The sequence below is a fragment of the Kitasatospora sp. NPDC101801 genome (genome assembly GCF_044766665.1).
In the GTDB taxonomy this organism is placed as follows: domain Bacteria; phylum Actinomycetota; class Actinomycetes; order Streptomycetales; family Streptomycetaceae; genus Kitasatospora.
Genome location: NZ_JBIWML010000014.1, coordinates 106,088 through 127,349 on the forward strand (window position 1 = coordinate 106,088; position 21,262 = coordinate 127,349).

19 protein-coding genes are annotated in these 21,262 nt (G+C 73.1%); 8 read left to right on the plus strand and 11 right to left on the minus strand.

The window, feature by feature from the left end; genetic code table 11:
* Positions 1 to 163 precede the first annotated feature (163 nt).
* The 5 genes from purB to ACIRPK_RS18455 form a co-directional block, all read right to left on the minus strand.
* The gene (purB, locus tag ACIRPK_RS18435) at positions 164 to 1,603 is read right to left on the minus strand and encodes an adenylosuccinate lyase (RefSeq protein ID WP_403039867.1); all 1,440 of its coding nucleotides are present in this window, start codon (positions 1,601 to 1,603) and stop codon (positions 164 to 166) included.
* 69 nt (positions 1,604 to 1,672) lie between these two features.
* Positions 1,673 to 3,007, minus strand: a complete 1,335-nt coding sequence (locus tag ACIRPK_RS18440; protein WP_403039869.1) for a hypothetical protein — start codon at positions 3,005 to 3,007, stop codon at positions 1,673 to 1,675.
* Between the two features lie 110 nt (positions 3,008 to 3,117).
* Positions 3,118 to 3,546, minus strand: coding sequence for a MarR family winged helix-turn-helix transcriptional regulator (locus ACIRPK_RS18445; protein WP_403039872.1), 429 nt, complete (start codon positions 3,544 to 3,546; stop codon positions 3,118 to 3,120).
* 74 nt (positions 3,547 to 3,620) lie between these two features.
* The gene (locus ACIRPK_RS18450) at positions 3,621 to 4,007 is read right to left on the minus strand and encodes a DUF3037 domain-containing protein (protein ID WP_403039874.1); all 387 of its coding nucleotides are present in this window, start codon (positions 4,005 to 4,007) and stop codon (positions 3,621 to 3,623) included.
* Positions 4,004 to 4,759, minus strand: coding sequence for a HipA family kinase (locus ACIRPK_RS18455; RefSeq protein ID WP_403039877.1), 756 nt, complete (start codon positions 4,757 to 4,759; stop codon positions 4,004 to 4,006). The genes ACIRPK_RS18450 and ACIRPK_RS18455 overlap by 4 nt, the downstream gene beginning before the upstream one ends.
* Positions 4,760 to 4,878: 119 nt before the next feature.
* On the opposite strand from ACIRPK_RS18455, the gene ACIRPK_RS18460 reads away from it, so the two are divergent.
* Positions 4,879 to 6,237: an NAD(P)/FAD-dependent oxidoreductase gene (locus ACIRPK_RS18460; protein WP_403039880.1), complete on the plus strand. Its 1,359-nt coding sequence runs from the start codon at positions 4,879 to 4,881 to the stop codon at positions 6,235 to 6,237.
* A 54-nt stretch (positions 6,238 to 6,291) separates the two neighbouring features.
* Here ACIRPK_RS18460 and ACIRPK_RS18465 read toward each other — a convergent pair whose 3' ends face one another.
* The 3 genes from ACIRPK_RS18465 to ACIRPK_RS18475 all read right to left on the minus strand — a co-directional run bounded on the left by ACIRPK_RS18465 (position 6,292) and on the right by ACIRPK_RS18475 (position 9,376).
* Complete coding sequence (locus tag ACIRPK_RS18465; protein ID WP_403039883.1) at positions 6,292 to 6,522, minus strand: DUF6458 family protein; 231 nt, start codon at positions 6,520 to 6,522, stop codon at positions 6,292 to 6,294.
* Between the two features lie 150 nt (positions 6,523 to 6,672).
* On the minus strand, positions 6,673 to 7,842 hold the full coding sequence (locus ACIRPK_RS18470) for a GDSL-type esterase/lipase family protein (protein WP_403039886.1): 1,170 nt from the start codon (positions 7,840 to 7,842) through the stop codon (positions 6,673 to 6,675).
* Between the two features lie 196 nt (positions 7,843 to 8,038).
* On the minus strand, positions 8,039 to 9,376 hold the full coding sequence (locus tag ACIRPK_RS18475; RefSeq protein ID WP_403039888.1) for an aminotransferase class I/II-fold pyridoxal phosphate-dependent enzyme: 1,338 nt from the start codon (positions 9,374 to 9,376) through the stop codon (positions 8,039 to 8,041).
* A gap of 34 nt (positions 9,377 to 9,410) precedes the next feature.
* On the opposite strand from ACIRPK_RS18475, the gene ACIRPK_RS18480 reads away from it, so the two are divergent.
* The 5 genes from ACIRPK_RS18480 to ACIRPK_RS18500 all read left to right on the plus strand — a co-directional run bounded on the left by ACIRPK_RS18480 (position 9,411) and on the right by ACIRPK_RS18500 (position 14,201).
* Positions 9,411 to 10,067 carry a pyridoxamine 5'-phosphate oxidase family protein gene (locus ACIRPK_RS18480; RefSeq protein WP_403039891.1) on the plus strand — a complete coding sequence of 219 codons (657 nt, stop codon included), beginning with the start codon at positions 9,411 to 9,413 and terminating at the stop codon, positions 10,065 to 10,067.
* 10 nt (positions 10,068 to 10,077) lie between these two features.
* Positions 10,078 to 10,710 (plus strand): FMN-binding negative transcriptional regulator, encoded by a 633-nt coding sequence (locus ACIRPK_RS18485; RefSeq protein ID WP_403039894.1) that lies wholly within the window; start codon positions 10,078 to 10,080, stop codon positions 10,708 to 10,710.
* A gap of 156 nt (positions 10,711 to 10,866) precedes the next feature.
* Complete coding sequence (locus ACIRPK_RS18490) at positions 10,867 to 12,282, plus strand: sugar porter family MFS transporter (RefSeq protein ID WP_403039896.1); 1,416 nt, start codon at positions 10,867 to 10,869, stop codon at positions 12,280 to 12,282.
* A 79-nt stretch (positions 12,283 to 12,361) separates the two neighbouring features.
* Positions 12,362 to 13,612, plus strand: coding sequence for an MFS transporter (locus ACIRPK_RS18495; protein ID WP_403039899.1), 1,251 nt, complete (start codon positions 12,362 to 12,364; stop codon positions 13,610 to 13,612).
* Between the two features lie 70 nt (positions 13,613 to 13,682).
* Positions 13,683 to 14,201 carry an HAD domain-containing protein gene (locus ACIRPK_RS18500; RefSeq protein WP_403039902.1) on the plus strand — a complete coding sequence of 173 codons (519 nt, stop codon included), beginning with the start codon at positions 13,683 to 13,685 and terminating at the stop codon, positions 14,199 to 14,201.
* 7 nt (positions 14,202 to 14,208) lie between these two features.
* Here the strand turns inward: ACIRPK_RS18500 and ACIRPK_RS18505 are convergent, their stop codons facing one another.
* From ACIRPK_RS18505 to ACIRPK_RS18515, 3 genes are all read right to left on the minus strand, one after another.
* Positions 14,209 to 14,997 (minus strand): CPBP family intramembrane glutamic endopeptidase, encoded by a 789-nt coding sequence (locus ACIRPK_RS18505; RefSeq protein ID WP_403039905.1) that lies wholly within the window; start codon positions 14,995 to 14,997, stop codon positions 14,209 to 14,211.
* Positions 14,998 to 15,071: 74 nt separating this feature from the next.
* The gene (locus ACIRPK_RS18510; RefSeq protein WP_403039908.1) at positions 15,072 to 18,188 is read right to left on the minus strand and encodes a phosphocholine-specific phospholipase C; all 3,117 of its coding nucleotides are present in this window, start codon (positions 18,186 to 18,188) and stop codon (positions 15,072 to 15,074) included.
* Positions 18,189 to 18,345: 157 nt separating this feature from the next.
* Positions 18,346 to 19,845 carry a glutamate-cysteine ligase family protein gene (locus ACIRPK_RS18515; RefSeq protein ID WP_403039911.1) on the minus strand — a complete coding sequence of 500 codons (1,500 nt, stop codon included), beginning with the start codon at positions 19,843 to 19,845 and terminating at the stop codon, positions 18,346 to 18,348.
* 342 nt (positions 19,846 to 20,187) lie between these two features.
* Here ACIRPK_RS18515 and ACIRPK_RS18520 point away from each other — a divergent pair, with 342 nt between their 5' ends.
* Both ACIRPK_RS18520 and ACIRPK_RS18525 read left to right on the plus strand, forming a co-directional pair.
* Positions 20,188 to 20,742, plus strand: a complete 555-nt coding sequence (locus ACIRPK_RS18520; RefSeq protein ID WP_403039914.1) for a hypothetical protein — start codon at positions 20,188 to 20,190, stop codon at positions 20,740 to 20,742.
* Positions 20,743 to 21,070: 328 nt separating this feature from the next.
* Positions 21,071 to 21,262, plus strand: coding sequence for a DUF5999 family protein (locus ACIRPK_RS18525; protein WP_403039917.1), 192 nt, complete (start codon positions 21,071 to 21,073; stop codon positions 21,260 to 21,262).

Consider the following 21,262-nt stretch of genomic DNA (forward strand, 5'->3'; position numbering starts at 1 on the left):
GGGGGGGCGGGCGGGGGGGCCACCACCCCCGGGGGGGCCCCCCCCCCCCCCCCCCGCGGCCGCGCCCCCCCCCCCCCCCCCCCCCCCCCCGCGCGCCGCCCGGCCCCCCCCCCCCCCCCCCCCCCCGGCCGCCCCCCCCACGGCCGTTCGTTCCGGCGCCCCGTTACAGGATGTCGCCCGGGGTGTACTTCGCGGCGGCCGGGTGGGCGGCGGCCACGGCCTCGATCCGGCGGACCACCTCGGCCACCTGGGCACCGGCCGCGCCGGTGAAGGACAGCCGGTCGGCGAGCAGCGCGTCCAGCCCGGCCCGGTCGAGCGGGATCCGCTCGTCGGCGGCCAGCTTGTCCAGCAGCGCGTTCTCCCGGGCACCCTCGCGCATCGCGAGCGCGGCGGCGACCGCGTGCTCCTTGATCACCTCGTGCGCGGTCTCCCGGCCGACGCCCGCCCGCACCGCGCCCATCAGGACCTTGGTGGTGGCCAGGAACGGCAGGTAGCGGTCCAGCTCGGCCTCGATCACGGCCGGGAAGGCGCCGAACTCGTCGAGCACCGTCAGGAAGGTCTCCAGCAGGCCGTCGAAGGCGAAGAACGCGTCCGGCAGCGCGACCCGGCGCACCACCGAGCAGGAGACGTCGCCCTCGTTCCACTGGTCGCCGCCCAGCTCGGCGGTCATCGAGGCGTAGCCGCGCAGGATCACGGCCAGCCCGTTGACGCGCTCGCAGGAGCGGGTGTTCATCTTGTGCGGCATCGCCGAGGAGCCGACCTGACCGGCCTTGAAGCCCTCGGTCACCAGCTCGTGACCGGCCATCAGACGGATCGTCTTGGCCAGGCTGGACGGTGCGGCGGAGAGCTGCACCAGGGCGGTGGTGACCTCGAAGTCCAGCGAGCGGGGGTAGACCTGGCCGACGCTGGTGAAGACGTTCTCGAAGCCGAGGTGACCGGCCACCCGCTGCTCCAGCTCGGCCAGCTTGGCGGCGTCGCCGCCGAGCAGGTCCAGCATGTCCTGGGCGGTGCCGACCGGGCCCTTGATCCCGCGCAGCGGGTACCGGGCGATCAGCTCCTCCAGCCGGGCGAAGGCGACCAGCAGCTCGTCGGCGACGGTCGCGAACCGCTTGCCGAGCGTGGTGGCCTGGGCGGCGACGTTGTGCGAACGGCCGGCCATCACCAGCTCGCCGTACTGGGCGGACAGCGCACCGAGCCGGACCAGCACGGCCACCGTACGGTCCCGGACGTGCTCCAGGGACTGCCGGATCTGCAGCTGCTCGACGTTCTCGGTGAGGTCCCGGGACGTCATGCCCTTGTGGATCTGCTCGTGCCCGGCGAGCTCGCTGAACTCCTCGATCCGGGCCTTGACGTCGTGCCGGGTGACCCGCTCACGGGCGGCGATCGAGCCCAGGTCGACCTGGTCGATCACCCGCTCGTAGTCGGCCACGGCCTCGGCCGGCACCTCGATGCCGAGGTCCTGCTGAGCCTTCAGGACGGCGAGCCACAGGTGGCGCTCGAGGACCACCTTGTGCTCGGGGGACCACAGCTGGGCCAGGGTCGCCGAAGCGTACCGGGAGGCCAGGACATTGGGGATCTGGGGCTTCGCGCTCACGCTTCGCAAGCCTAACAGTCCAGGTCAGCCCGGACCGCAGCGGGCTCGGCCGAGCAGGCCGGGCCGAGCCCGCCGGGCTCAGGCGAACCGCGAACTGCGCACCGGACCCGAGGAGCGGATCCGGTCCCGCGGGCCGCGCGCCCAGCCTGCGGCCGCCCGGGCGGCGAACGCGGCCAGCGCCTCGTCCGGGTCGGCCGGGCTCGCTCCGTCGCCCTCCTGCGGGACCGGATCGGCCGCCAGGATCGCCTCGGCGAGCTCCTCGGCCGAGCGCCCGTCGGGCTCCGACCGCTCCTCCTCGCCGTCCTCGGTGAACGCCAGGCCCGGCTCCCAGGGCGCGACCACGGTCTGCACCAGCAGGGTGCAGACGTCGGCCGTCACCCCGGGCGTCTCGGTCCAGCAGGTCGCGTGCTCGAAGAGCAGCTCGCCCTCGGCCCGGTCACGCAGGCCGGCCACCTCCTGGGGGTCGCACTCGTTCAGGTCGTACGCGACGACCAGCACGTCCGGGGTACCCGGCCGGTACGGGGCCGCCGGGACACCGAGCAGCCGGGCCGCCGCCAGGCCGAGCGCCCGGCTGCCGCGGTCCGACAGCAGGCCGACCGACCCGGGCGCGCGACCGGCCGCCACCAGGACCGTCCGCAGCCGCTCCAGGCCGTACCGGCAGGAGTCGAAGTCGTCCTGGAGGTAGGCCCAGCGGCCGGTCATGCCCTGGTCGAAGCCGTGCGGCGAGAGGGTGGTGAGCAGCCCGCCGGTCAGCACGTGGTGCCAGCCGCGGAGGTCCCGGTCGTCCACCGGTGGCACGGCCGCCGCCCGGTCGAGCATCCGCCCGACCCGTTCGCCGGGCCCCACCCACATCCCCTCGGGCGCCGACAGGGCGTCGAACACCTCCCTGGCGACGGCGGTCCGACCGCTCATCAGGGCGTTGTAGACCGTCAGGTAGCGGTCCGGCCAGTCACCCAGCAGGGCGTCGTGCTCGCGCAGCACCGCCAGCGCCTCGGGGTGCCGCTCGCCGTCCTCCAGGGCGGACACCAGCTCCGCCAGGACCCGGCGGGGCGTCAGCTCCCGGGAGCCCGACCGCTTGGTCCGGCGGCGGAACAGGCCGGTGCGCTGCGGCGCGCCCGGTGCCAGGGACAGCCGGAGCGCCTCCCGCAGGGCGGGCACGGCCAGCGCGGCGACACCGCGTTCGACGCAGGCGTAGCCGAACCGGTAGAGCCGCTCGACGTCCCCCGGCCCGGCCGCCAGTGCTGTCGAAGCCTCGGCGAGGTCGGTGAAGCCGGCACCGTCGGCCAGCTTCGCCACCAGCGGCGCGATCTCGGCGGGCGCCAGCCCGTCGGCGGCGAACCGCAGGGCCCGTATCGACCCTTGCGGGTCGCCGGCCTCGAAGAGCTTCCAGGCTTCGGACAGTTCGGTGGTCATGGGTCTCCGGTGCTCGGGGAGGTCGGGTCCCCAGGATGATCGCCGACACCCCGGCAGCTCGACAACCGGGTTTCACCGCAGACCGGGCGCCGTCCTGACGGCCGGAGTGGCTACGCCGTGAGCAGCGGCAGGACCTGCTTGCACAGGCCCTCCAGCGTGACCCGCTGCTCGGGGCTCAGCGAGCCGAAGGCGCGGTGGGCCCGGGCCATGTCGTCGCGGACCCGGGTCAGGACCTGGCGGCCCGGTTCGGTGATGGTCACGATCTTGACCCGCCGGTCACCCGGGGCGGCCTCGCGGTGGGCCAGGCCGAGCCCTTCGAGGCGGTCGACGATGCCGGTGACGTTCGAGGCGTCGCAGCCCAGCCGTCCGGCCAGGGCCCGCATCGGGACCGGCTCCTGGACGGCCTTGAGCGCCTTGGCCTGGGAGGAGCTCAGCCCGTGCCGGGCGGCGGCGGCCGCGAAGTCCTGGAAGTAGGCGGCGCCGACGGCGGCGACGGCCTCCATCAGGTCGACCGTGGAGGGAGCGGTGGTGGTGCCCATGGGGGTCAGGGTACGCACAGGTGCTTCAGTTCCTCCAGTTTCGACCTTGTCAAGGGTCGTCCCGGCCGCCCCGGTCAGAGCACCAGCTGCTCGAACAGCCGGCGCAGCTCGGCCTCCGGGTCGGCGGTCAGCCCGGTGTGCACCGGCCCCGGCTGGACCACCGCGCTGCGCGGCGCGGTCAGCCAGCGGAACCGCTGCCCCGGGCTGTCCCCCGCCGCCGGTCCCGCCTGGCCGCCGCCCGCGCAGACCGCCTCGATCCCGTACAGCGCCCGCCGCACCCCGGCCACGTCCGCCACCGGGTCCAGTGCCAGCAGCCTGGCCTGGTCCAGGTGCGTCCTGGCCGCCAGGTGGGCGGTCTGCCGGCAGTACAGCAGCACCCCGATGTTGATGCACTCGCCACGCTCGACCCGGGGCACCGCCCGGATCACCGCGTACTCGTAGTCGTGCCGCACCGCCGTCACGCCGCCACCTCCGGGAGCCAGCCCTGCCGTCCGGCCAGCCGCGCGGTCAACTGCTCCAGGTACGCCGCCCGGACGTCCGCCGGGGTGTCGAAGCCCGGCTCGTCGGTCAGCCACTCGTCCGGGACCGCCGTCACCGCCTTCGCCAGCGCCGCCTCCGCCAGCGGGGCGAGCGCCTCGTCGGCCGCCTTCAGGTCGGGCGCCGAGCGCAGCAGCGCGTGGTCACCGGCGTCGTACGGCCGGCCCACCCAGTTCGCCGCCCCAGGCCAGTGGTGATGGAAGATCAGGCTGGCGCCGTGGTCGATCAGCCGCAGGCCGCCGGTGGCGACCAGCAGGTTGGGATTGCGCCAGGACCGGTCGACGTTGCCGATCAGCGCGTCGAACCAGAGCACCCGCCCGGCGAGGACGGGGGCCACCTCGAAGCAGAGCGGGTCGAAGTTGAGCGCGCCGCTGACGAACGCCATCCCGAGGTTCACCCCGCCGCTGGCCCTGATCTGCTCCTGGATCTGCACCTCGGGCTCGCTCCTGGCAAGCACCGGGTCCAGGTCCAGCCGGACCAGCTCCGGCACCGGCAGCCCGAGGCCCCGCCCCAGCTCCCCCGCCAGCACCTCGGCGACCAGCGCCTTCCGGCCCTGGGCCGCACCGGACCACTTGAGCACGTACAGCCGATGGTCGTCGGCCTCGACCAGGCCCGGCATCGAGCCGCCTTCTCTGAGTGGCGTCACGTACCGGACCGCCGTCACCTCTTGGAGCACCCGCTCACCCTAGCTCCAGCGGTCCGGTGGCAGACCGTCACACCCCGTGCGAGGGTGGCGAACAGGTGCCACCCGTGTTCGAAGGACGGCTCGACCCCAGCACAGGTAAGGGATGGACGATGGCACGACCTCGAATCCTGATCGTCGGCGGCGGTTTCGCCGGTCTGGAGTGCGCGCGCCGACTGGAGCGCAAGCTCGCCCCCTCCGAGGCGGAGATCACCCTGGTCACGCCGTTCAACTACCAGCTCTACCTGCCGCTGCTGCCGCACGTCGCCGCCGGGGTGCTCACCCCGCAGTCGGTGGCGATCTCGCTGCGCCGCACGCTGCGCCGGACCCACATCCTGCCGGGCGGCGCGATCGGGGTGGACCCGCGCTCCAAGGTCTGCGTGGTCCGCAAGATCACCGACGAGGTGGTGGCGGAGCGGTACGACCAACTGGTGCTCGCCCCCGGCAGCGTGACCCGGACCTTCGACATCCCCGGGCTGACCGACTACGCCCGGGGGATGAAGACGCTGGCCGAGGCGACCTACGTACGCGACCACGTGATCGCGCAGCTCGACCTGGCCTCGGCCACCCTGGACCAGCACGAGCGGGAGTCCCGGCTGCAGTTCGTGGTGGTCGGCGGCGGCTACGCGGGCACCGAGACGGCGGCCTGCCTGCAGCGGCTGACCACCGCAGCCAGCAAGCGCTACCCCCGGCTGGACCCGCGCCTGATCAAGTGGCACCTGATCGACATCGCGCCGAAGCTGATGCCCGAGCTGGGCGACAAGCTCGGCACCACCGCGCTCCAGGTGCTCCGGGCCCGCGGCGTGGAGGTCTCACTCGGTGTCTCGGTCGCCGAAGTCGGCGCCGAGACGGTCAAGTTCACCGACGGCCGGGTGCTGCCCAGCCGGACCCTGATCTGGACCGCCGGGGTGGCGGCCAGCCCGCTGATCGGCACCCTGGACGCGGAGACCGTCCGGGGCCGGGTCGCGGTCACCGCCGAGATGCGGATCCCGCAGTTCGAGGGCGTCTACGCGCTCGGCGACGCGGCGGCCGTCCCGGACCTGGCCAAGGGCGACGGCGCGGTCTGCCCGCCGACCGCCCAGCACTCCGCCCGGCAGGGCAAGGCGGTGGCCGACAACGTGGTGGCCGCGCTGCGCAACCAGCCGCTGGAGCCGTACTACCACAAGGACCTCGGCCTGGTGGTGGACCTCGGCGGCAAGGACGCCGTCTCCAAGCCGCTCGGCATCGAACTCAGGGGCGTGCCCGCCCAGTTGGTGGCCCGCGGCTACCACATCATGGCGATGCGCTCGAACGCCGCGAAGTTCCGGGTCGGCGCCAACTGGGTGCTGAACGCCACCGCCGGCGACGACTTCGTCCGCACCGGCTTCCTGGCCCGCCAGCCCGCCCGGCTGCGCGACTTCGAGTACACCGACGCGTACCTGACCAAGGATCAGGTCCGCGAACACGCCCAGGCCCTGCTGGCCAAGGGCTGAGAACGACCGCAGGCCGACGCTCCCGCCCGGGGTCCGGGCGGGAGCGTCGGTCCGTCAGATCTCGTCGTAGTAGCGGCGCTCCTGCACCACCGGGGCCTCCACGGAGCGGCCGCCGAGCAGCCGACGCCGCCGGTAGACCCTGGCGTACACGACCAGACCGAGCAGGCCCGCGATCATCAGGATCACGCCGACCATGTCCAGGTTGACGCCGGACAGCTGCCAGTCCACGCCGAAGGTCAGGATCGCCCCCAGTGCGAACAGACCGATGCAACCACCGATACCCATCGGCTTCTCCCTCCGAAGCACGGCACCGTACCCTCCCGGCACGGCACCGCCGGAGCGTCTACCCGTTTCTCGACCGCTCACCCGGGCCGGACGGATCCGGGCCCGGCCGTGGAGCAACGGCCGGGCCCGGAACGGACGTTGAGCAGTGGGCTACTTGGCGACCAGGTACATCCCGGCGGCGTCCTGACCGGCCGTGTTGCGGCAAAACTGGTCGCCGGTGGGCTTGGCCCAGACCAGCGCGAGGCAGCGGCCGAGGGCGAGCTGACCGTAGTAGTTCGGGTGCATCGACTCCCGGACGTCGCCCTGCGAGGCGCTCAGACCGGCGTCCACGAACCGGGCCCACTCGCTGGTGGTGGCGCTCGGCGCGCTGCTCGAGGTGGCCTGCTTGGTGGCCTTGGAGCAGACCTCGCGGCCGGCCATCATGTCGCGCAGGTCGAGGAACTGCACGCCCTTCGCCTTGGCGACCTTGCCCAGCTCGTTGGAGATCTGCGGCACCAGGGTGTTCCGGGCCCAGTCCGCGTCACCGTTCCAGAACGGGCAGCCGCCGGTGTCGGCGCGGCTCCAGCCGCTCTCGGGGTAGCGCATGTCCGCGCCGCGCGGGATCGGCGAGGGGTAGGACTGCAGCACGATCCGGTACGAGGAGGACGAGTAGCCCGCCGCCGTCATCACCGCGCGGATCTCGTCGATCGACTTGCCGACGCCCGCCATCGCGGCGGGCATCCGGGAGTTGACCACCTCCTGCTGGTCGTCGTAACAGTACGAGTACCAGATCAGGTAGTCCTTGACGCAGGTCTCGATCACGTCGGCGAAGCCGAGGTCGTTGCCGCCGATCGACAGCGTGATCAGCTTGACGTCGTTGGCGGCGGCGACGGCGGCCAGCTGGTCGGCCTGCGGCAGCTCGCCCTTGTAGGACTGGCCGCCGTTGCCGGCCCGGAACACGTTGGCGCTGACCGCGCCCGAGCAGGCCAGGTTGATCTGGGTCTGGGCGATGCCGGTGGCGCTGCGCACCTCGGCCACGTCCGAACGGTCGCACCCGTTCGCGTAGCTGGTGCCGTAGGCCCGGCTCGGATCGTACGAACTCCCGGTCCAGGCCCGGTCGGTACCGGCCCGGCTGCCCGAGGTGGTGAGGCTGTTGCCCTTCCAGCGCCCGGCCTCGCCGGAGATGTAACTGTCCCCCAGTGTGACGCTGGCGGTCGGGCCCGTGGCGGCCTGGGCGGGGGTGGCCAGGGCCAGCAGCGGGGCGGTCAGCGCGGCTGCGGCCAGCACGGTGACGGCTCTTCCGGTGACCCGGCGGGTGACGCTTCGACAGCTTTCGAGCACGACGAAACTCCTGCGAACGGCCTCCCGATGAGTGGGGTCGGAAGGCGCGGGTGAGGGTGGGCCGCCGGCCGGTGGCGCGATGAATGTGACATGCCCACCGTTGTTACCGCTAGGTATCCGACCGGAGTTTCTTCCACGACCTGTGCCGGGTGACGGCTCGACCACACCCGGTGCACGGCTCCCGCACCCGCTGCCGTCAGGTCAGCCGGGAGCCCGCCCGGGCCGGGAGCAGCACCGCTGCCAGGTCGGCCGCCAGCGCCGGGGCCAGCTCGGCCGGGAGGGTGGCCACCGTGAGCCGGACGGCCGGAGGCGACTGCAGGCGGAACCGGGCGCCGGGCGCCGCCACCCAGCCCCGCTGGGCCAGCCCGGCGAGCACGCCGGACTCCTCCGGCACGGGCACCCAGACGTTCAGCCCGCTGGCGCCGTGCGCGGTGACGCCGTGCCCGGCCAGCGCGGTCAGCACCGCCTCCCGGCGGGCCCGGTAGACGCCCGCCACCGTCGCGACCGGGGCCGCGTCGGTGCGCCAGAGCTCGGCCACGGTGCGCTGGAGCAACAGGCTGACCCAGCCGCTGTCCAGCCGCTGACGACCCAGCACCCGCCCGATGGTGGTCTCGTCCCCGGTCACCACGGCGACCCGCAGGTCGGGGCCGTACGCCTTGGCCGCCGAGCGGACCACCGCCCAGTGCGGGGTGTCGGCGGTGGCCAGCGCCTGGTAGGGCTGGTCCACGATGCCGTGCCCGTGGTCGTCCTCGATCACCAGCGTGCCGGGGTACCTGGCCAGCACCGTGCGGAGCTCGGCCGCCCGGGCGGGGGTGATCGCGGCGCCGGTCGGGTTCTGCGCCCGGACGGTGATCACCACCGCCCTGGCACCGGCGGCCAGCGCGGCGGCCAGCGACTCGGGCAGCGGACCCTCGTCGTCCAGCCGGACGGGGGCCGGGCGCAGCCCGAGCGCGGGCAGCTGGTCCAGCAGGCTGCCCCAGCCCGGGTCCTCCACGGCCACCGGATCACCGGGCCGCAGCGCGGAGTTGAGCAACCGTCCGATGCTGTCCAGGGCGCCGGAGCAGACCGCGAGCGCGCCGTCGGGGACGCCGTCGGCCAGGAAACCCGCCCGGGCCGCCGCGAGCAGCTCCGGGTCGGCGACGGCGTGCCCGTACAGCACCGGGTCCGCGTCGCCGGTGGCGGCCGCGCGGGCCACGGCGGGGCCCAGCGCGGGCAGCAGGGCCGGGTCGGGGTTGCCGTCGGCGAGGTTCCTGGCACCGGGCGGGACCGGGGTCGGCAGCAGGTCGCGCGGGCTGGTGACCGGCCGGGGCAGCACCCGGCTGCCACGGCGCCCGGCGGTCTCGATCACGCCCCGGTCGCGCAGCAGCCGGTAGGCGGCGGCCACCGTGTTGGGGTTCACCCCGAGCTCGGCCGCCAGATCGCGCAGCGGCGGCAGCGCCGCCCCGGGCTGCAGCCGGCCCGAGCTGACGGACTCCTCGATGTCGGCGGCGATCTCACTGGCACGGCGACCCTTGATCAGATACTCTCCTAGCACAAAGACGAGTATGCACTAGTACATAGAGGTTGTCATGTCGGACACGGCTTCGTACACCCGCAACGCGCGCACCACCCCGACCCGCTACCGCGACCGGGCCACCTGGGAGCGGGACGCGATCCACGCCATCCTGGACGCGGCGTACGTCTGCCACCTCGGCTTCGTCGCCGACGGTACCCCGGTGGTGCTGCCGACCATCTTCGCCCGGGTCGGCGACCGCCTCTACGTGCACGGCTCCACCGGCAGCCGCCCGATGCGCGGCGCGGCGGACGCGGGCATGCCGGTCTGTGTCACCGTCACTCTGGTCGACGGACTGGTGCTGACCAAATCCGCCTTCAACCACTCCGTCAACTTCCGCTCCGTGGTGGCCCAGGGCATTGCCCAGCAGGTGACCGACCCCGAGGAGCTGACGGTGGCGCTGGACGCGCTGGTCGACCACTGCGTCCCCGGCCGCTCCGGCGAGGTCCGCCGGCCGAACGCCAAGGAGCTGGCCAGGACCGCCGTGGTCCGGCTGGTGCTCGACGAGGTCTCGGCCAAGACCCGGGCGGACGGCGCGGACGACGACGAGGAGGACCTCGACCTGCCGTACTGGGCCGGCGTGGTCCCGGTCCGCACCGTGCACGGCACCCCGGAGCCGGACGCGAGCACCACCGTGCCGCTGCCCGCGCACCTGCAGGACTTCCGGCACTGAGGAGGCCACCGTGCTGATCCGTTCCTGGGACCGGGGCACCGAGGCCGAGTGGCGCGGGTGGCTGGCCGACGGCCGTGACTTCGGGCTGCTGGCCGCCAACGGCACCGAGGGCCGGGGCCCCGTCCTGGTGCCGACCCACTTCCTGCTGACCGGCGACGAGATCGTGCTGCACCTCGGCGCCCCCAACCCGGTCTGGGCCGCGATCCGGGCCGACCCCCGGGTCACCCTGGCGGTCACCGACGACTACGCCTTCGCCGCCGGGGCCTGGCGGGCCGAGCCGTACGTGCCGACCAGCTACTACGCCTCGGTGCACTTCTCCGCCACCGCGACGGTGGTCGAGGACGCGGCCGGCAAGGCCGGGATCCTGAACCGCCAGCTCGCCCACTTCGAGCCCGACTGGCCCGGCGGCTCGCCGGTGACGCCGGGTCAGGAGCCGTACGGGGGCATGCTCGCCGGCATCCGGGGCATGCGGCTCACCATCGACCGGGTGGATGCCAAGTTCAAGTACGACGACAAGAAGCCGGTCGGGCAGCAGGCGGGCTTCGCCGACCGGCTGGCCGAACGCGGCACCGGGCGGGACGCGGGGGCCAGGGCGCAGCTGCTGCGGCGCAACGCCCAGCGGGCGGGCTGCCCGCTGGGCTGACACCCCGGCGGGTGCGGCCGGACGGGTGGTCGGCGGATACGACATCTCGTCAGATCAACGGCAGAGCGGGTGTTTTGACCGGCCGACTGGTGGAATAAGGGACAAATCCTTTCCAATCGGCCGCGCTGCTTGGCCGTCGAACCCCAGGAGCGCGTCGTGTCCACCGGCTCTCCGGTCCAGCCCGCCGATCACCAAGCCCATCTGGGCCACGTGGTCTTCATCTCGGCGGCCGCCGCCATGGGCGGCTTCCTGTTCGGCTACGACAGTGCCGTGATCAACGGTGCGGTGACCGGCATCCAGAGCCACTTCGCGGTCGGCAACGGCGAGACCGCCTTCGTGGTGGCGATCGCCCTGCTCGGCTCGGCGGTCGGCGCGGTGCTGGCCGGGCGGCTGGCCGACCACCTCGGCCGGGTCCGGACCATGCTGCTGGCCGCGACGCTGTTCGCGATCAGCGGCGTCGGCTCGATGTTCCCGCCCAGCATCGAGATGCTGGGCCTGTGGCGGGTGATCGGCGGCATCGCGATCGGCATCGCCTCGGTGATCGCCCCCACCTACATCGCCGAGGTCGCACCGACCGCCTACCGCGGCCGGCTGGCCTCCTTCCAGCAGCTCGCCATCGTGCTCGGCATCACCGTCTCCCAGCTCGCCAACTGGGCGCTCAACGAGGCGGCCGGCGGCACCTCCACCGGGCACCTCGGCGGCATCCAGGCGTGGCAGTGGATGCTCGGCGTGGAGACCGTCCCGGCCCTGGTGTACGGCGTGATGGCGCTGGCCATCCCCGAATCGCCGCGCTTCCTGATCGCCAACCGCCGGGAGGAGCAGGCCCGCAAGGTGCTGCTCGAGGTCGAGGGCGACGGCATCGACCTGGACGCCCGGGTGGCCGAGATCCGCTCGGTGCTGGACACCTCGCACAAGCCCCGGCTCAAGGACCTGCTGGGCGGCCGGTTCGGCCTGCTGCCGATCGTCTGGATCGGCATCGGCGCCTCGGTGTTCCAGCAGTTCGTCGGCATCAACGTGATCTTCTACTACTCCTCCTTCCTCTGGCAGTCGGTCGGCATCGACGAGTCCAACTCGCTGCTGATCAGCCTCTCCACCTCGGTCGTCAACGTGGTCGGCACGGTGATCGCGATCGCCCTGGTGGACCGGATCGGCCGCAAGCCGCTGGCACTGGCCGGTTCGGCCGGCATGGCCGCCGCACTGGCCACCGCCGCCTGGGCGTTCTCCTTCCGGCACGGCACCGGCGACACCGCCACCCTGGACGACACCCACGCCACCGTCGCGCTGGTGGCCGCGCACGTCTTCGTGTTCTGCTTCGCCTTCTCCTGGGGCGTGGTGGTCTGGGTGCTGCTCGGCGAGATGTTTCCCAACAAGATCCGCGCCCTCGCCCTCTCGGTGGCGGCCTCGGCCCAGTGGATCGCCAACTGGGCGATCACCGTCACCTTCCCGGACCTCTCGGACTGGAACCTCTCCGCCACCTACGTCATCTACACGGTCTTCGCGCTGCTCTCGATCCCCTTCGTGGCGTACTGCATCAAGGAGACCAAGGGCCGCAGCCTGGAGGAGATGGGCTGACCGCCCGTCAGCGGGGCGGGCCGGCGCCCCGCCCCGTTAATCGGATGACACCGTTCGCGGGCCCCGCGATAGTCACCGGATGAACAGCACCCGATTCCCCTGGGCCGGCCGCAACTACCGGGTCCAGACCGCCGCCACCGTCATCAGCGGGATCGGCACCTCGGGTGCCCCGATCGCCACCGCGTTCGCCGTGCTCGCACTCGGCGGCACGGTCACCGAGGTCGGCTACGTGACGGCGGCCCGGATCGTCCCGATGGTGCTGCTGCTCCTGCTCGGCGGGGCGCTGGCCGACCGGCTGCCCCGGCACCACGTGATGGTCGCCGCCAACCTGTTCAGCTCGCTCTCCCAGGCGGTGCTGGCCGTCCTGGTGCTGACCGGTACGGCCGGCCTCTGGCACCTGCTGCTGCTCTCGGCGGCCGGCGGCGTCGGCTACGCCTTCTACGCCCCGGCCGCCGAGGGCATGATCATGGAGTCGGTGGCCAGGGAGCACTCGGCCCGCGCCTTCGCGGTCTTCCGGATGGCGCTGAACGGTGCCCAGATCGGCGGTGCGGCGCTCGGCGGCGCGCTGGTCGCGGCGGTCGGCCCGGGCTGGGTGCTGGCGATCGACGCCGGCACCTTCCTCGCCGCCGCCGCCCTGCGGCTGCTGCTCGACCTGGACGCCCCGGTCCGCCCCACCGACGGCGCCGGGCTGCTGGCCGACCTCAGGGAGGGCTGGCGGGAGTTCGCCGGCCGCCGCTGGCTCTGGGCGGTGGTGCTCCAGTTCAGCGTGGTGATGGCGGCGCTCGGCGCGGTCGAGTCGGTGTACGGCCCGGTGATCGCCAAGGAGCGGCTCGGCGGCGCGGACGCCTGGGGCCTGGCGCTGGCCGCCTTCGGCCTCGGGCTGCTGGCGACCGGCCCGCTGATGGTCCGTTGGCAGCCGCAGCGCATCCTGCTGGTCGGCAACCACGGCGTCCTCCTGTTCGCAGTGCCCGCCGCCGCGCTGGCCGCCGGGGCCCCGCTGCCCGTACTCGCCGCCGCGATGTTCCTCAGCGGAGCGGGCATCACCGTCTTCGGCGTGAACTGGATGGTCGCGCTCCAGCAGGAGATCCCGCCCGAGCTGTTCTCCCGGGTCGCCGCCTACGACCACTTCGGCTCGATCGGCCTGATGCCGCTCGGCACCGCCGCGGCCGGCCCGCTCGCCCTGGTCCTCGGCATGCGGGGCGCGCTCTGGACCTGTGCGGCCCTGATCGCCCTGCTCGCCCTGCTGGTGCTGGCCGAGCCCCAGGTCCGCCGCCTCCGCCGGGCCGCCCCCGAGGTCGTACCGGAACGGGAAACCGTCACTTCCGGGTGACATCGGGCAACCGTCTCCCCGATTCGTTCGTCCGACCATGTGACAACGGTGTCACCTTGGGGGGAGCCAAGTGCCAAAGCCGCTGCTGTTCCTGGACGTCGACGGAGTCCTCAACCCGGTCTGCCCGCACCCCGACGCGGGCTTCGACTCGCACACCCTGCTGGGCTACGCCGTGCTGCTCTCGGCCCGGCACGCCGGCTGGCTGCGCGAGCTGGCCGGCACGTACGAACTCTGCTGGGCGACCACCTGGGAGGACCACGCGAACGTGCACATCGCCCCGGCGCTCGGCCTGCCCCGGCTCCCGGTGGTCAGGTTCTCCGGCTACGTGCCGCAGCCGGACGACCCGAAGGTCCCGGTGCTCGACCTGATCGCCGCGCACAAGTGGGCCCCGCTGCTCCGGTACGCCGACGGCCGCCCGTTCGCCTGGGTGGACGACGTGATCCCGGGCAGCCTGCTGCGCCGCTCGCTGCTCCGCCGGGACCGGCTGCTGCTGCCGGTCGAGCCGGGGCAGGGCCTACAGCGCCACCACGTCGACCGCCTGCTGCAACGACCGCCCGCCGCCGGACGGCTGGGGCAGAACTGTGCCTGACCCGCCGTCAGCCGGTCGGCAGCCAGCTCACGTGGCCGGCCAGCAGGGCGTACCCGACGAAGGCCACCGTGTCGATCAGGGCGTGCGCCACCACCAGCGGCATCACCCGGCCCCAGCGGCGGTACAGCAGGCAGAACACCCCGCCCATCACCATGTTGCCGATCAGCCCGCCGATGCCCTGGTACAGGTGGTACGAGCCGCGCAGCACCGAACTGGTGACCACGATCGCGGGCCAGCCCCAGCCCAACTGCCCGAGCCGCCGGAGCAGGAAGCCGAGCACGATCACCTCTTCGGCGATCGAGTTCTCCCAGGCCGAGCAGATCAGCACCGGGACCCGCCACCAGACGTCCGGCAGTCCGGACGGGGCCACGGTCAGGTTGAACCCCGCCGCCTGCGAGGCGAGGTAGAACAGCAGGCCGGTGCCGCCGATCGCGGCGGCCACCGCCGTGCCCCGGCCCAGGTCGCGCCACTTCTGCCGGAGGTCGAAGCCGAGCACCCGCAACGAGGCGCCCTCGCGCAGCAGCAGGTAGCCGACCAGGGCGACGGGCATCAGGCCGCGCGCGATGTAGTAGAGCTGCCAGGCCAGGTCCAGCCACGGGCGGCCGGGCGCGCGCGAGCCGTTCAGGGTGGCCACCTGCTTGGCCAGCTGCGCGGGCTCGGTGACCGAGCCCAGGAAGCTGATCAGCGCGCCCAGGCCGCTCATCCCGAACGAGAGCCCGAGCACCACCAGCAGCTCGATCCCGAGCAGCCGCCGCGAGATCCCGGCGGTCCCGGGCGGGGTCGAAACGGTGGTCACCTGGTCTCCCACAACGACGATCGGCCCGGCGGTGCGCCGGGCCGATCATCCTCGCACACGGATCTGAGAGCCGGTCAGCCCTTGATCGGCGAGCTGTCCAGGCGGACATGGTCGACCGCCCAGAACCAGTTGTTGCCCGCGTCGTACATCCGGAACTTCAGCGTCACCGCCCGAGCCCCCGCCGGGACGGCGAACTGCCGGGTCACGAAGCTGTTCTGGACGTCCTTGCCGGCGTTGTCGTTCCCGGTCGCGTCGGAGCTGTACTGGACCAGCCGGAGCTCCTGCCCGGTGTCGAACACAGCCGTCACGGCGGCCTTCTGCGGGGCCTCCTGCCGGTAGTGCGAGTCGAAGGCCAGGTACAGCGTGGAGACCCCGGCCGGGATCGGCACGGCGGGCGAGACCAGGGTGGAGTCGAACTTCCCCTTGGCCGACGGTGCGCCGGTGTCGTCCCAGTCGTCCGGGTCGGCCACCGCAAGGATGCCCAGGCCCCGGGTGAAGGCGCCCCGGTCCTGCCCGGCCGGGTTGGACCAGGCCCGCTTGGTGTGGAAGGTCCAGCCCTGCAGCCGGGCGGTGCCCTGCGGCATGCCGGCCGCGTTCAGCACCGACCAGCCCTGCGGCGCCCGGGCGGTCCAGCCGGAGACGGCACCGACCGGCTGGAGCAGCGGGGCCAGCGACTCGAAGTCCTCGCCCAGCAGGTGACCGGCCATCACGGGTGCGGTCCGGGCGGCCAGTTCACCGTCGGCGAGCACGAACCGCTGACCGGACCTGGCCCGGGCGGTGACCAGGATGCGGTGGGCGGCCCCGTCCGGCAGTACAGCGGGCGGCTGCACCTCCCACTCGGCGGTGGCGCCGGCGCCCTCGGCCAGCGCGGCCGGCGGCGCGGTGACCACCTGCGCGGTCCAGCCCGGCGGCAGCACCGGCTGGGCTTCGAGGCCCGCCAGCGCGGTGGTGGCGGTGAACCGGGCGGTCACCCGGGCCGGCCGGCCCGGGAGCAGGATCGCCTCGTCGACGGTGGCCGAGGCCGCGCCCAGCGTCACGTCCAGGGCGAGCGCGTCGGCCAGGCCCATCGCCGGGTCGGTCACACCCTGCTCCTGCCCGGGCATCCGCCCGGCGTAGCGCCGACGGAACGTCAGGTCGCCCTGCACCGAGACCGCCAGGTCGTACCAGCCCTCCCGGTTGACCTTGACCCGGACCGGCCGGGTGTCCTGCCCGGTGATCCGCACCTCCTGCACCCCGCCGCCGTACGCCAGGTCGCCGATCAGGAAGGTCTGCGGGCTCTTCGAACGGTTGATCAGGTGGAACTCCAGCACCCGCTCGGCGCCGGACTCCGGGAACAGCTCCACCTCGTACGCCCCGGCGGCGTCGCCGCGCAGGTGCCAGTGCGCACCGTTCGGGCCGTGCACCCGCAGGTCGTAGCCCTCCGGGCCGATCGCCCAGCTGTCGGAGAGCCGGTCCTTGGCGGCCACCGTGTAGTGCCGGGGCGGCGTGCCGGGCGCCGGGTAGGCGGCGAACACCGCACCCTGCCTGCCCTGGTTGGCCAGCTCCAGCGTCAGCTGACCACCCCTCACCTGTGGCTTGAGGCGCAGCACGTACGGGTTCGGCCGGGCGGTGCGGGTGCCCACCTGCTGCCGGGGCAGCAGCTGCGGGCTGGGCACGGTCGGGGCGGGCAGCTTGCCGGTGTCGGTGACCTTCTGCCGGTTGCCGCTGGTGTCGGGCAGCTGCGGCCAGACCGGGTCGCGGCCGGAGAAGTCGAAGACCGAGGTCAGGTCACCGGTGACGGCCCGTCGCCAGGGGCTGATGTTGGGCTCGGCGACGCCGAACCGCTGCTCCAGGAAGCGGAGCACCGAGGTGTGGTCGTAGACGGTCGAGTCCACCACCCCGCCCCGGGTCCACGGCGACACCACCACCATCGGCACCCGGACGCCCAGGCCCATCGGGTACGGACCCGAGACCAGGGTCTCCCCGGCGGGCAGGGTGTCGGACCAGGCGAGCGAGCCGTCGGCGGCCTTCACCCGGTACCGGCCGTCTTGGCCGACCACCCGGTGGTAGCCGGCACTCCCCTTGCTGACCCGGACCACCACCTCGCCGTCCACCGGCACGGTGGAGCCGCCGCGCCCGGCCGCCAGCGGCGGCACCGGGGGCAGCAGGTGGTCGGAGAAGCCGCCGTGCTCGTCGTAGTTGAGGATGAAGACGGTCTTCGCCCAGACCTCGGGCTTGGCGGCCAGCGCGGAGAGCAGCCGGGCGGTCAGGTGCTCGCCGTTCGGCGGCGCGTAGTTGGCGTGCTCGGAGAGCGCGGCCGGGGCCACCAGCCAGGAGACCTGCGGCAGCTTGTCGGCCTGCACGTCGGCGGTGAACGCCGCCACCAGTGCGTCGCCCATCGCGAACGGGTCGTTCTTCTTCGCCGGGTCGCCGACCATCTTCATGCCGCGCTCGTACAGCGGCTCACCCGGCTTGGCCTGCTGGAAGGGGGCGAACCAGGCCAAGGCGTTGTCGTCGTAGTTGTCCAGCGCCTGGTAGGTCCGCCAGCTGATCCCGGCCCGCTCCAGCCGCTCGGCGTAGGTGGTCCACTCGTAGCCGCCGGGGATCTCGGTGTTGTCGGTCACCGGGACGTCCCGCACCGTGCCGCCGCTGGTGCCGGTCATGAAGTGGTCGCGGTTGGTGTTGGTGTTGCACTGCACCGAGGCGAAGTAGTGGTCGCAGGTGGTGAAGACCGAGGCGATCGCGTGGTAGAACGGCATGTCGGCCGGCTCGTAGTAGCCCTGGCCGAGCCAGCCGGAGGAGCGCCGGGAGACCCCGCCGTCGGCCAGGCCGTCGTTCCACGCCTTCATCGAGTCGACGAAGCCGAAGGCGGGCGCGCCCTGCTGGTACGCGCTGGTGTGCGCGGCGTTCATCGCGAACGGCAGTAGGTGCCCCTCCTTCCGGGACGGGTCCGGCTGGTGGAGCACCGAGCGGCCGGTCACCCCGCGCACGGCGGCGCGGTCGCCGAAGCCGCGCACCCCGGGCAGGGTGCCGAAGTAGTGGTCGAACGAGCGGTTCTCCTGCATCAGCACCACCACGTGCTGAATGTCCGTCAGCCGCCCCGGCTTGGCGGGGGCGGCCAGCGCCTCCCGGACGCTGAGCGGCAGGGCGGACAGCACGGCGGCCGCGGCGGCGCCGCCGAGCAGGGTGCGGCGTGAGACTTCGGGACTCATCGGGGTGCTCCTCGTTCACAGCACAGGGCCACTGTTCGGCCCGGACCCGCTATGTCTAGTTGCCCCAGATGTACACGCAGCAGTGATCACGTTGCGGCCCGATGACCACAGGTTGTTCGTACAACTTGCCCGATGGTCTGGACAACCTGCCGATCCGTCAGCCCACCGGCCAGGTGTGCACGGGCTCGCCGCCGCGCATGTGCTCCAGGTAGCGCCGGGTCATCGCGGCGATCGCCGAGGAGCGGTCCATCCCGTACCGCTCGCGCAGCACGTGCACCGTGGCGGCCTGCCAGGAGGCGCCGTTGGTGCGGCGCAGGCAGCGCTGCTCGATGATGCCGAGGTAGCGGTCCCGGTCGCCGGGCTCGATGCCCCACTCGTCCAGCCCCTGCCGGGCCATCGGGAGCAGCTCGTTCAGCACCAGCTCGGTGGCGGCCACCGGGACGGTGCCCCGGGCGCCCCGGCCCGGCTTCGGCCACTGCAGCACCGCGTCGATGCCGTACCGGGCGGCGGTGTGGAAGTTCTGGTCGGCCTGGGCGAACGGCAGCCTGGTCCAGATCGGCCTGGGCTGCTCGGCCAGCACCCGGACCAGGCCGTAGTAGAACGCGGCGTTGGCCAGGGTGTCGACCACGGTCGGCCCGGCGGGCAGGCAGCGGTTCTCCACCCGCAGGTGCGGGACTCCGCCGGAGACGTCGTACACCGGGCGGTTCCAGCGGTAGATGGTCCCGTTGTGCAGGCGCATCTCGGCCAGTTTCGGGATGCCGCCGGAGGCCAGCACCTTGACCGGGTCCTCGTCGTCGCAGATCGGCAGCAGCGGCGGGAAGTACCGCTGGTTCTCCGCGAACAGGTCGAGCGCGGAGTCCACCCAGCGCTCGCCGAACCAGGTGATCGGCCGGACGCCCTGCGCCTTGAGCTCCGCCGAACGGGTGTCGCAGGCCTGCTGGAACAGCACCGGCCTGGTCTCCCGCCAGAGCTCACGGCCGAACAGGAAGGGCGAGTTGGCCCCGAGCGCGAGCTGCACCGAGGCGATCGCCTGGGCCGCGTTCCAGACCGGGGCGAACCGCTCCGGGGTGACCTGAAGGTGCAGCTGCAGCGAGGTGGCGGCGGCCTCGGCGACCATCGTGACGGACTCGACGGTGAGCCGCTCCACCCCCTCGATGTCCAGCGCGATGTCCTCGCCGCGGGCGGCCTGTATCTGGTCGCTGAGCAGGGTGTACCGGTCGTTGTGGGACATCGCGTCCAGACCCGTGTGGTCCAGGTCCAGGGTCGGCAGGATGCCGACCATCGCGATCCGGGCGCCGACCTCCTCGGCCTTCCGGTCGGCGTAGCGCAGCCCGGTGTCGATCTCCTCTCGCAGCTCGTCCAGCACGTGGCCGGTGAGCCGACGGGCGGCGATGTTCAGCTCGATGTTGAACTGGCCCAGCTCGGTCTGGAAGTCGCCGGACGCGATCGAGGCCAGCACCTGCTCGTTCCGCATCACCGGGCGGCCCAGGTCGTCGGCCAGGTTGAGCTCGATCTCCAGGCCGACCATCGCCTTGGGCCGGTCGAAACGCCCCTCGCGCAGCATCCGGTCCAACGCGTCCAGACAGCCCTGGAGCTTTCGGCGGTACAGCTGCCGATCGGACAGTTCCGCGCGAGTAGCCACGACCTTCTCGCCCATGGGTGCCCCTTCACCTAGGTCGACCGTCCCTGCATCATGCCCCACCGGAAGATCCCTAGCCGCGAGCCCGAACAGAGGGGCCGAACAAGGTTGTTGACGGCGCGTCAGCTGATTCCCGACTTGCCACCGGGCACTGAACGTGATAAGAAGGTCACCCTGTGCACCTGTTCGAGTAGAATTCGCACATCTTCCGCCCGGCGCCCGCCGCTCCCGAAGCCTTCGCGACGGTGGGCCCGCGCCCACGCCGCGATCATGCCCAACCGGACACGGCCCAGGTTTCCGCCAGCGCCACGCCGGTATGCCGCACTCGCACGCCGATCTAGCACGGAGAGGCGACCCGCCATGACCCTGCACACGCCCCAGCCCCCGCTGAGCGCCCTGCGCGCCGTCCTCGGCGCACTGGAGAACGGGGCCGCGCTCAGCCCGCCGGCAGCCGCCGCCCTGCGCGGCGCCGAGCGGCTGCTACCCGCGCACCCGCTCGCGGTGCACGTCCTCGACGAGCCCGGTGCCACCCTGGCCACCGCCCGCCGGACGGGCTGGCGGTTCCTGATCCGATCCGGCCACGAGACCGCCGCGGCGGCCGAGGTGGTCGAGTCGCCGGACGGCCACACCTTCTCGCACTTCACCGCCGGCCCCTACCTGGACTCGACCCTGCGCGCGCTCCGCCAGGCCGGTCAGCTCGCCATCGCCTCCCGGGCCAGGCACCAGCCCAGGCTGCTCTCCATGCCCGGCCACTACGCCACCGCGCTCTGGCTGCACCATCCCGAGCCCGGGCCCTCCGTCGACCTGCTGATCCCGCTCGCGCCCGCACCGCTCGGGATCACCGCGCACCGGGTCTACCCGGCCGCCGAGCTGCTCGCCCTGCTGGCCCGCCCGCTGGCCCTCGGGCGGTCCTGAGACCGACCGGCCCCGCTCGTCACCCGAACGGGCCATCGGCGCCGCCCCGAACGGGCTGCCGTCGGTGGCCCGTTCGATGCCGCCCGGCGCCCGGTGCCATCTGAACGGGTGATCCCTGGGATCCAGTTGTGGCGCATGTCACGAAATCGCTGCGGGACGCCCTCGGTATGACGACACTGGGAACCGACGCGGGGGGCGGCCTGTCCTACCCGTCGGAGCGCCGGTTCACACCTGGGCCGGGCAGGGGATCGGATCGACGGGGCGGGGCGCCCAGCGGCTGCCCGTACCCGGTCGGCCGGGTCGTAAGCAGCGAAGCGAGGGTACGAAGATGTGCCAGCACCGTCCTGAGTGTCCGTCAGCGGAGTCCACCGACCACGAGGCGGCCGTCACCGTGGCCTGCCACCCCGACCAGGGGTGGAGCCTGCTCTGCAACGGCGTCCTGCTGTTCGACGACACCGGCGAGCTGCTGCCCGACGGCCGGGTGGTCGGCCCGCGCCGACCGCTGGCGATCGCCTCCTGA

Coding starts and splice junctions, on each gene's coding strand:
- ACIRPK_RS18440 (WP_403039869.1), bottom strand. CDS start 3,007: ATGACCACCGAACTGTCCGAAGCCTGGAAGCTCTTCGAGGCCGGCGAC.
- ACIRPK_RS18445 (WP_403039872.1), bottom strand. CDS start 3,546: ATGGGCACCACCACCGCTCCCTCCACGGTCGACCTGATGGAGGCCGTC.
- ACIRPK_RS18460 (WP_403039880.1), top strand. CDS start 4,879: ATGGCACGACCTCGAATCCTGATCGTCGGCGGCGGTTTCGCCGGTCTG.
- ACIRPK_RS18465 (WP_403039883.1), bottom strand. CDS start 6,522: ATGGGTATCGGTGGTTGCATCGGTCTGTTCGCACTGGGGGCGATCCTG.
- ACIRPK_RS18480 (WP_403039891.1), top strand. CDS start 9,411: ATGTCGGACACGGCTTCGTACACCCGCAACGCGCGCACCACCCCGACC.
- ACIRPK_RS18495 (WP_403039899.1), top strand. CDS start 12,362: ATGAACAGCACCCGATTCCCCTGGGCCGGCCGCAACTACCGGGTCCAG.
- ACIRPK_RS18510 (WP_403039908.1), bottom strand. CDS start 18,188: ATGAGTCCCGAAGTCTCACGCCGCACCCTGCTCGGCGGCGCCGCCGCG.
- ACIRPK_RS18515 (WP_403039911.1), bottom strand. CDS start 19,845: ATGGGCGAGAAGGTCGTGGCTACTCGCGCGGAACTGTCCGATCGGCAG.
- ACIRPK_RS18520 (WP_403039914.1), top strand. CDS start 20,188: ATGACCCTGCACACGCCCCAGCCCCCGCTGAGCGCCCTGCGCGCCGTC.
- ACIRPK_RS18525 (WP_403039917.1), top strand. CDS start 21,071: ATGTGCCAGCACCGTCCTGAGTGTCCGTCAGCGGAGTCCACCGACCAC.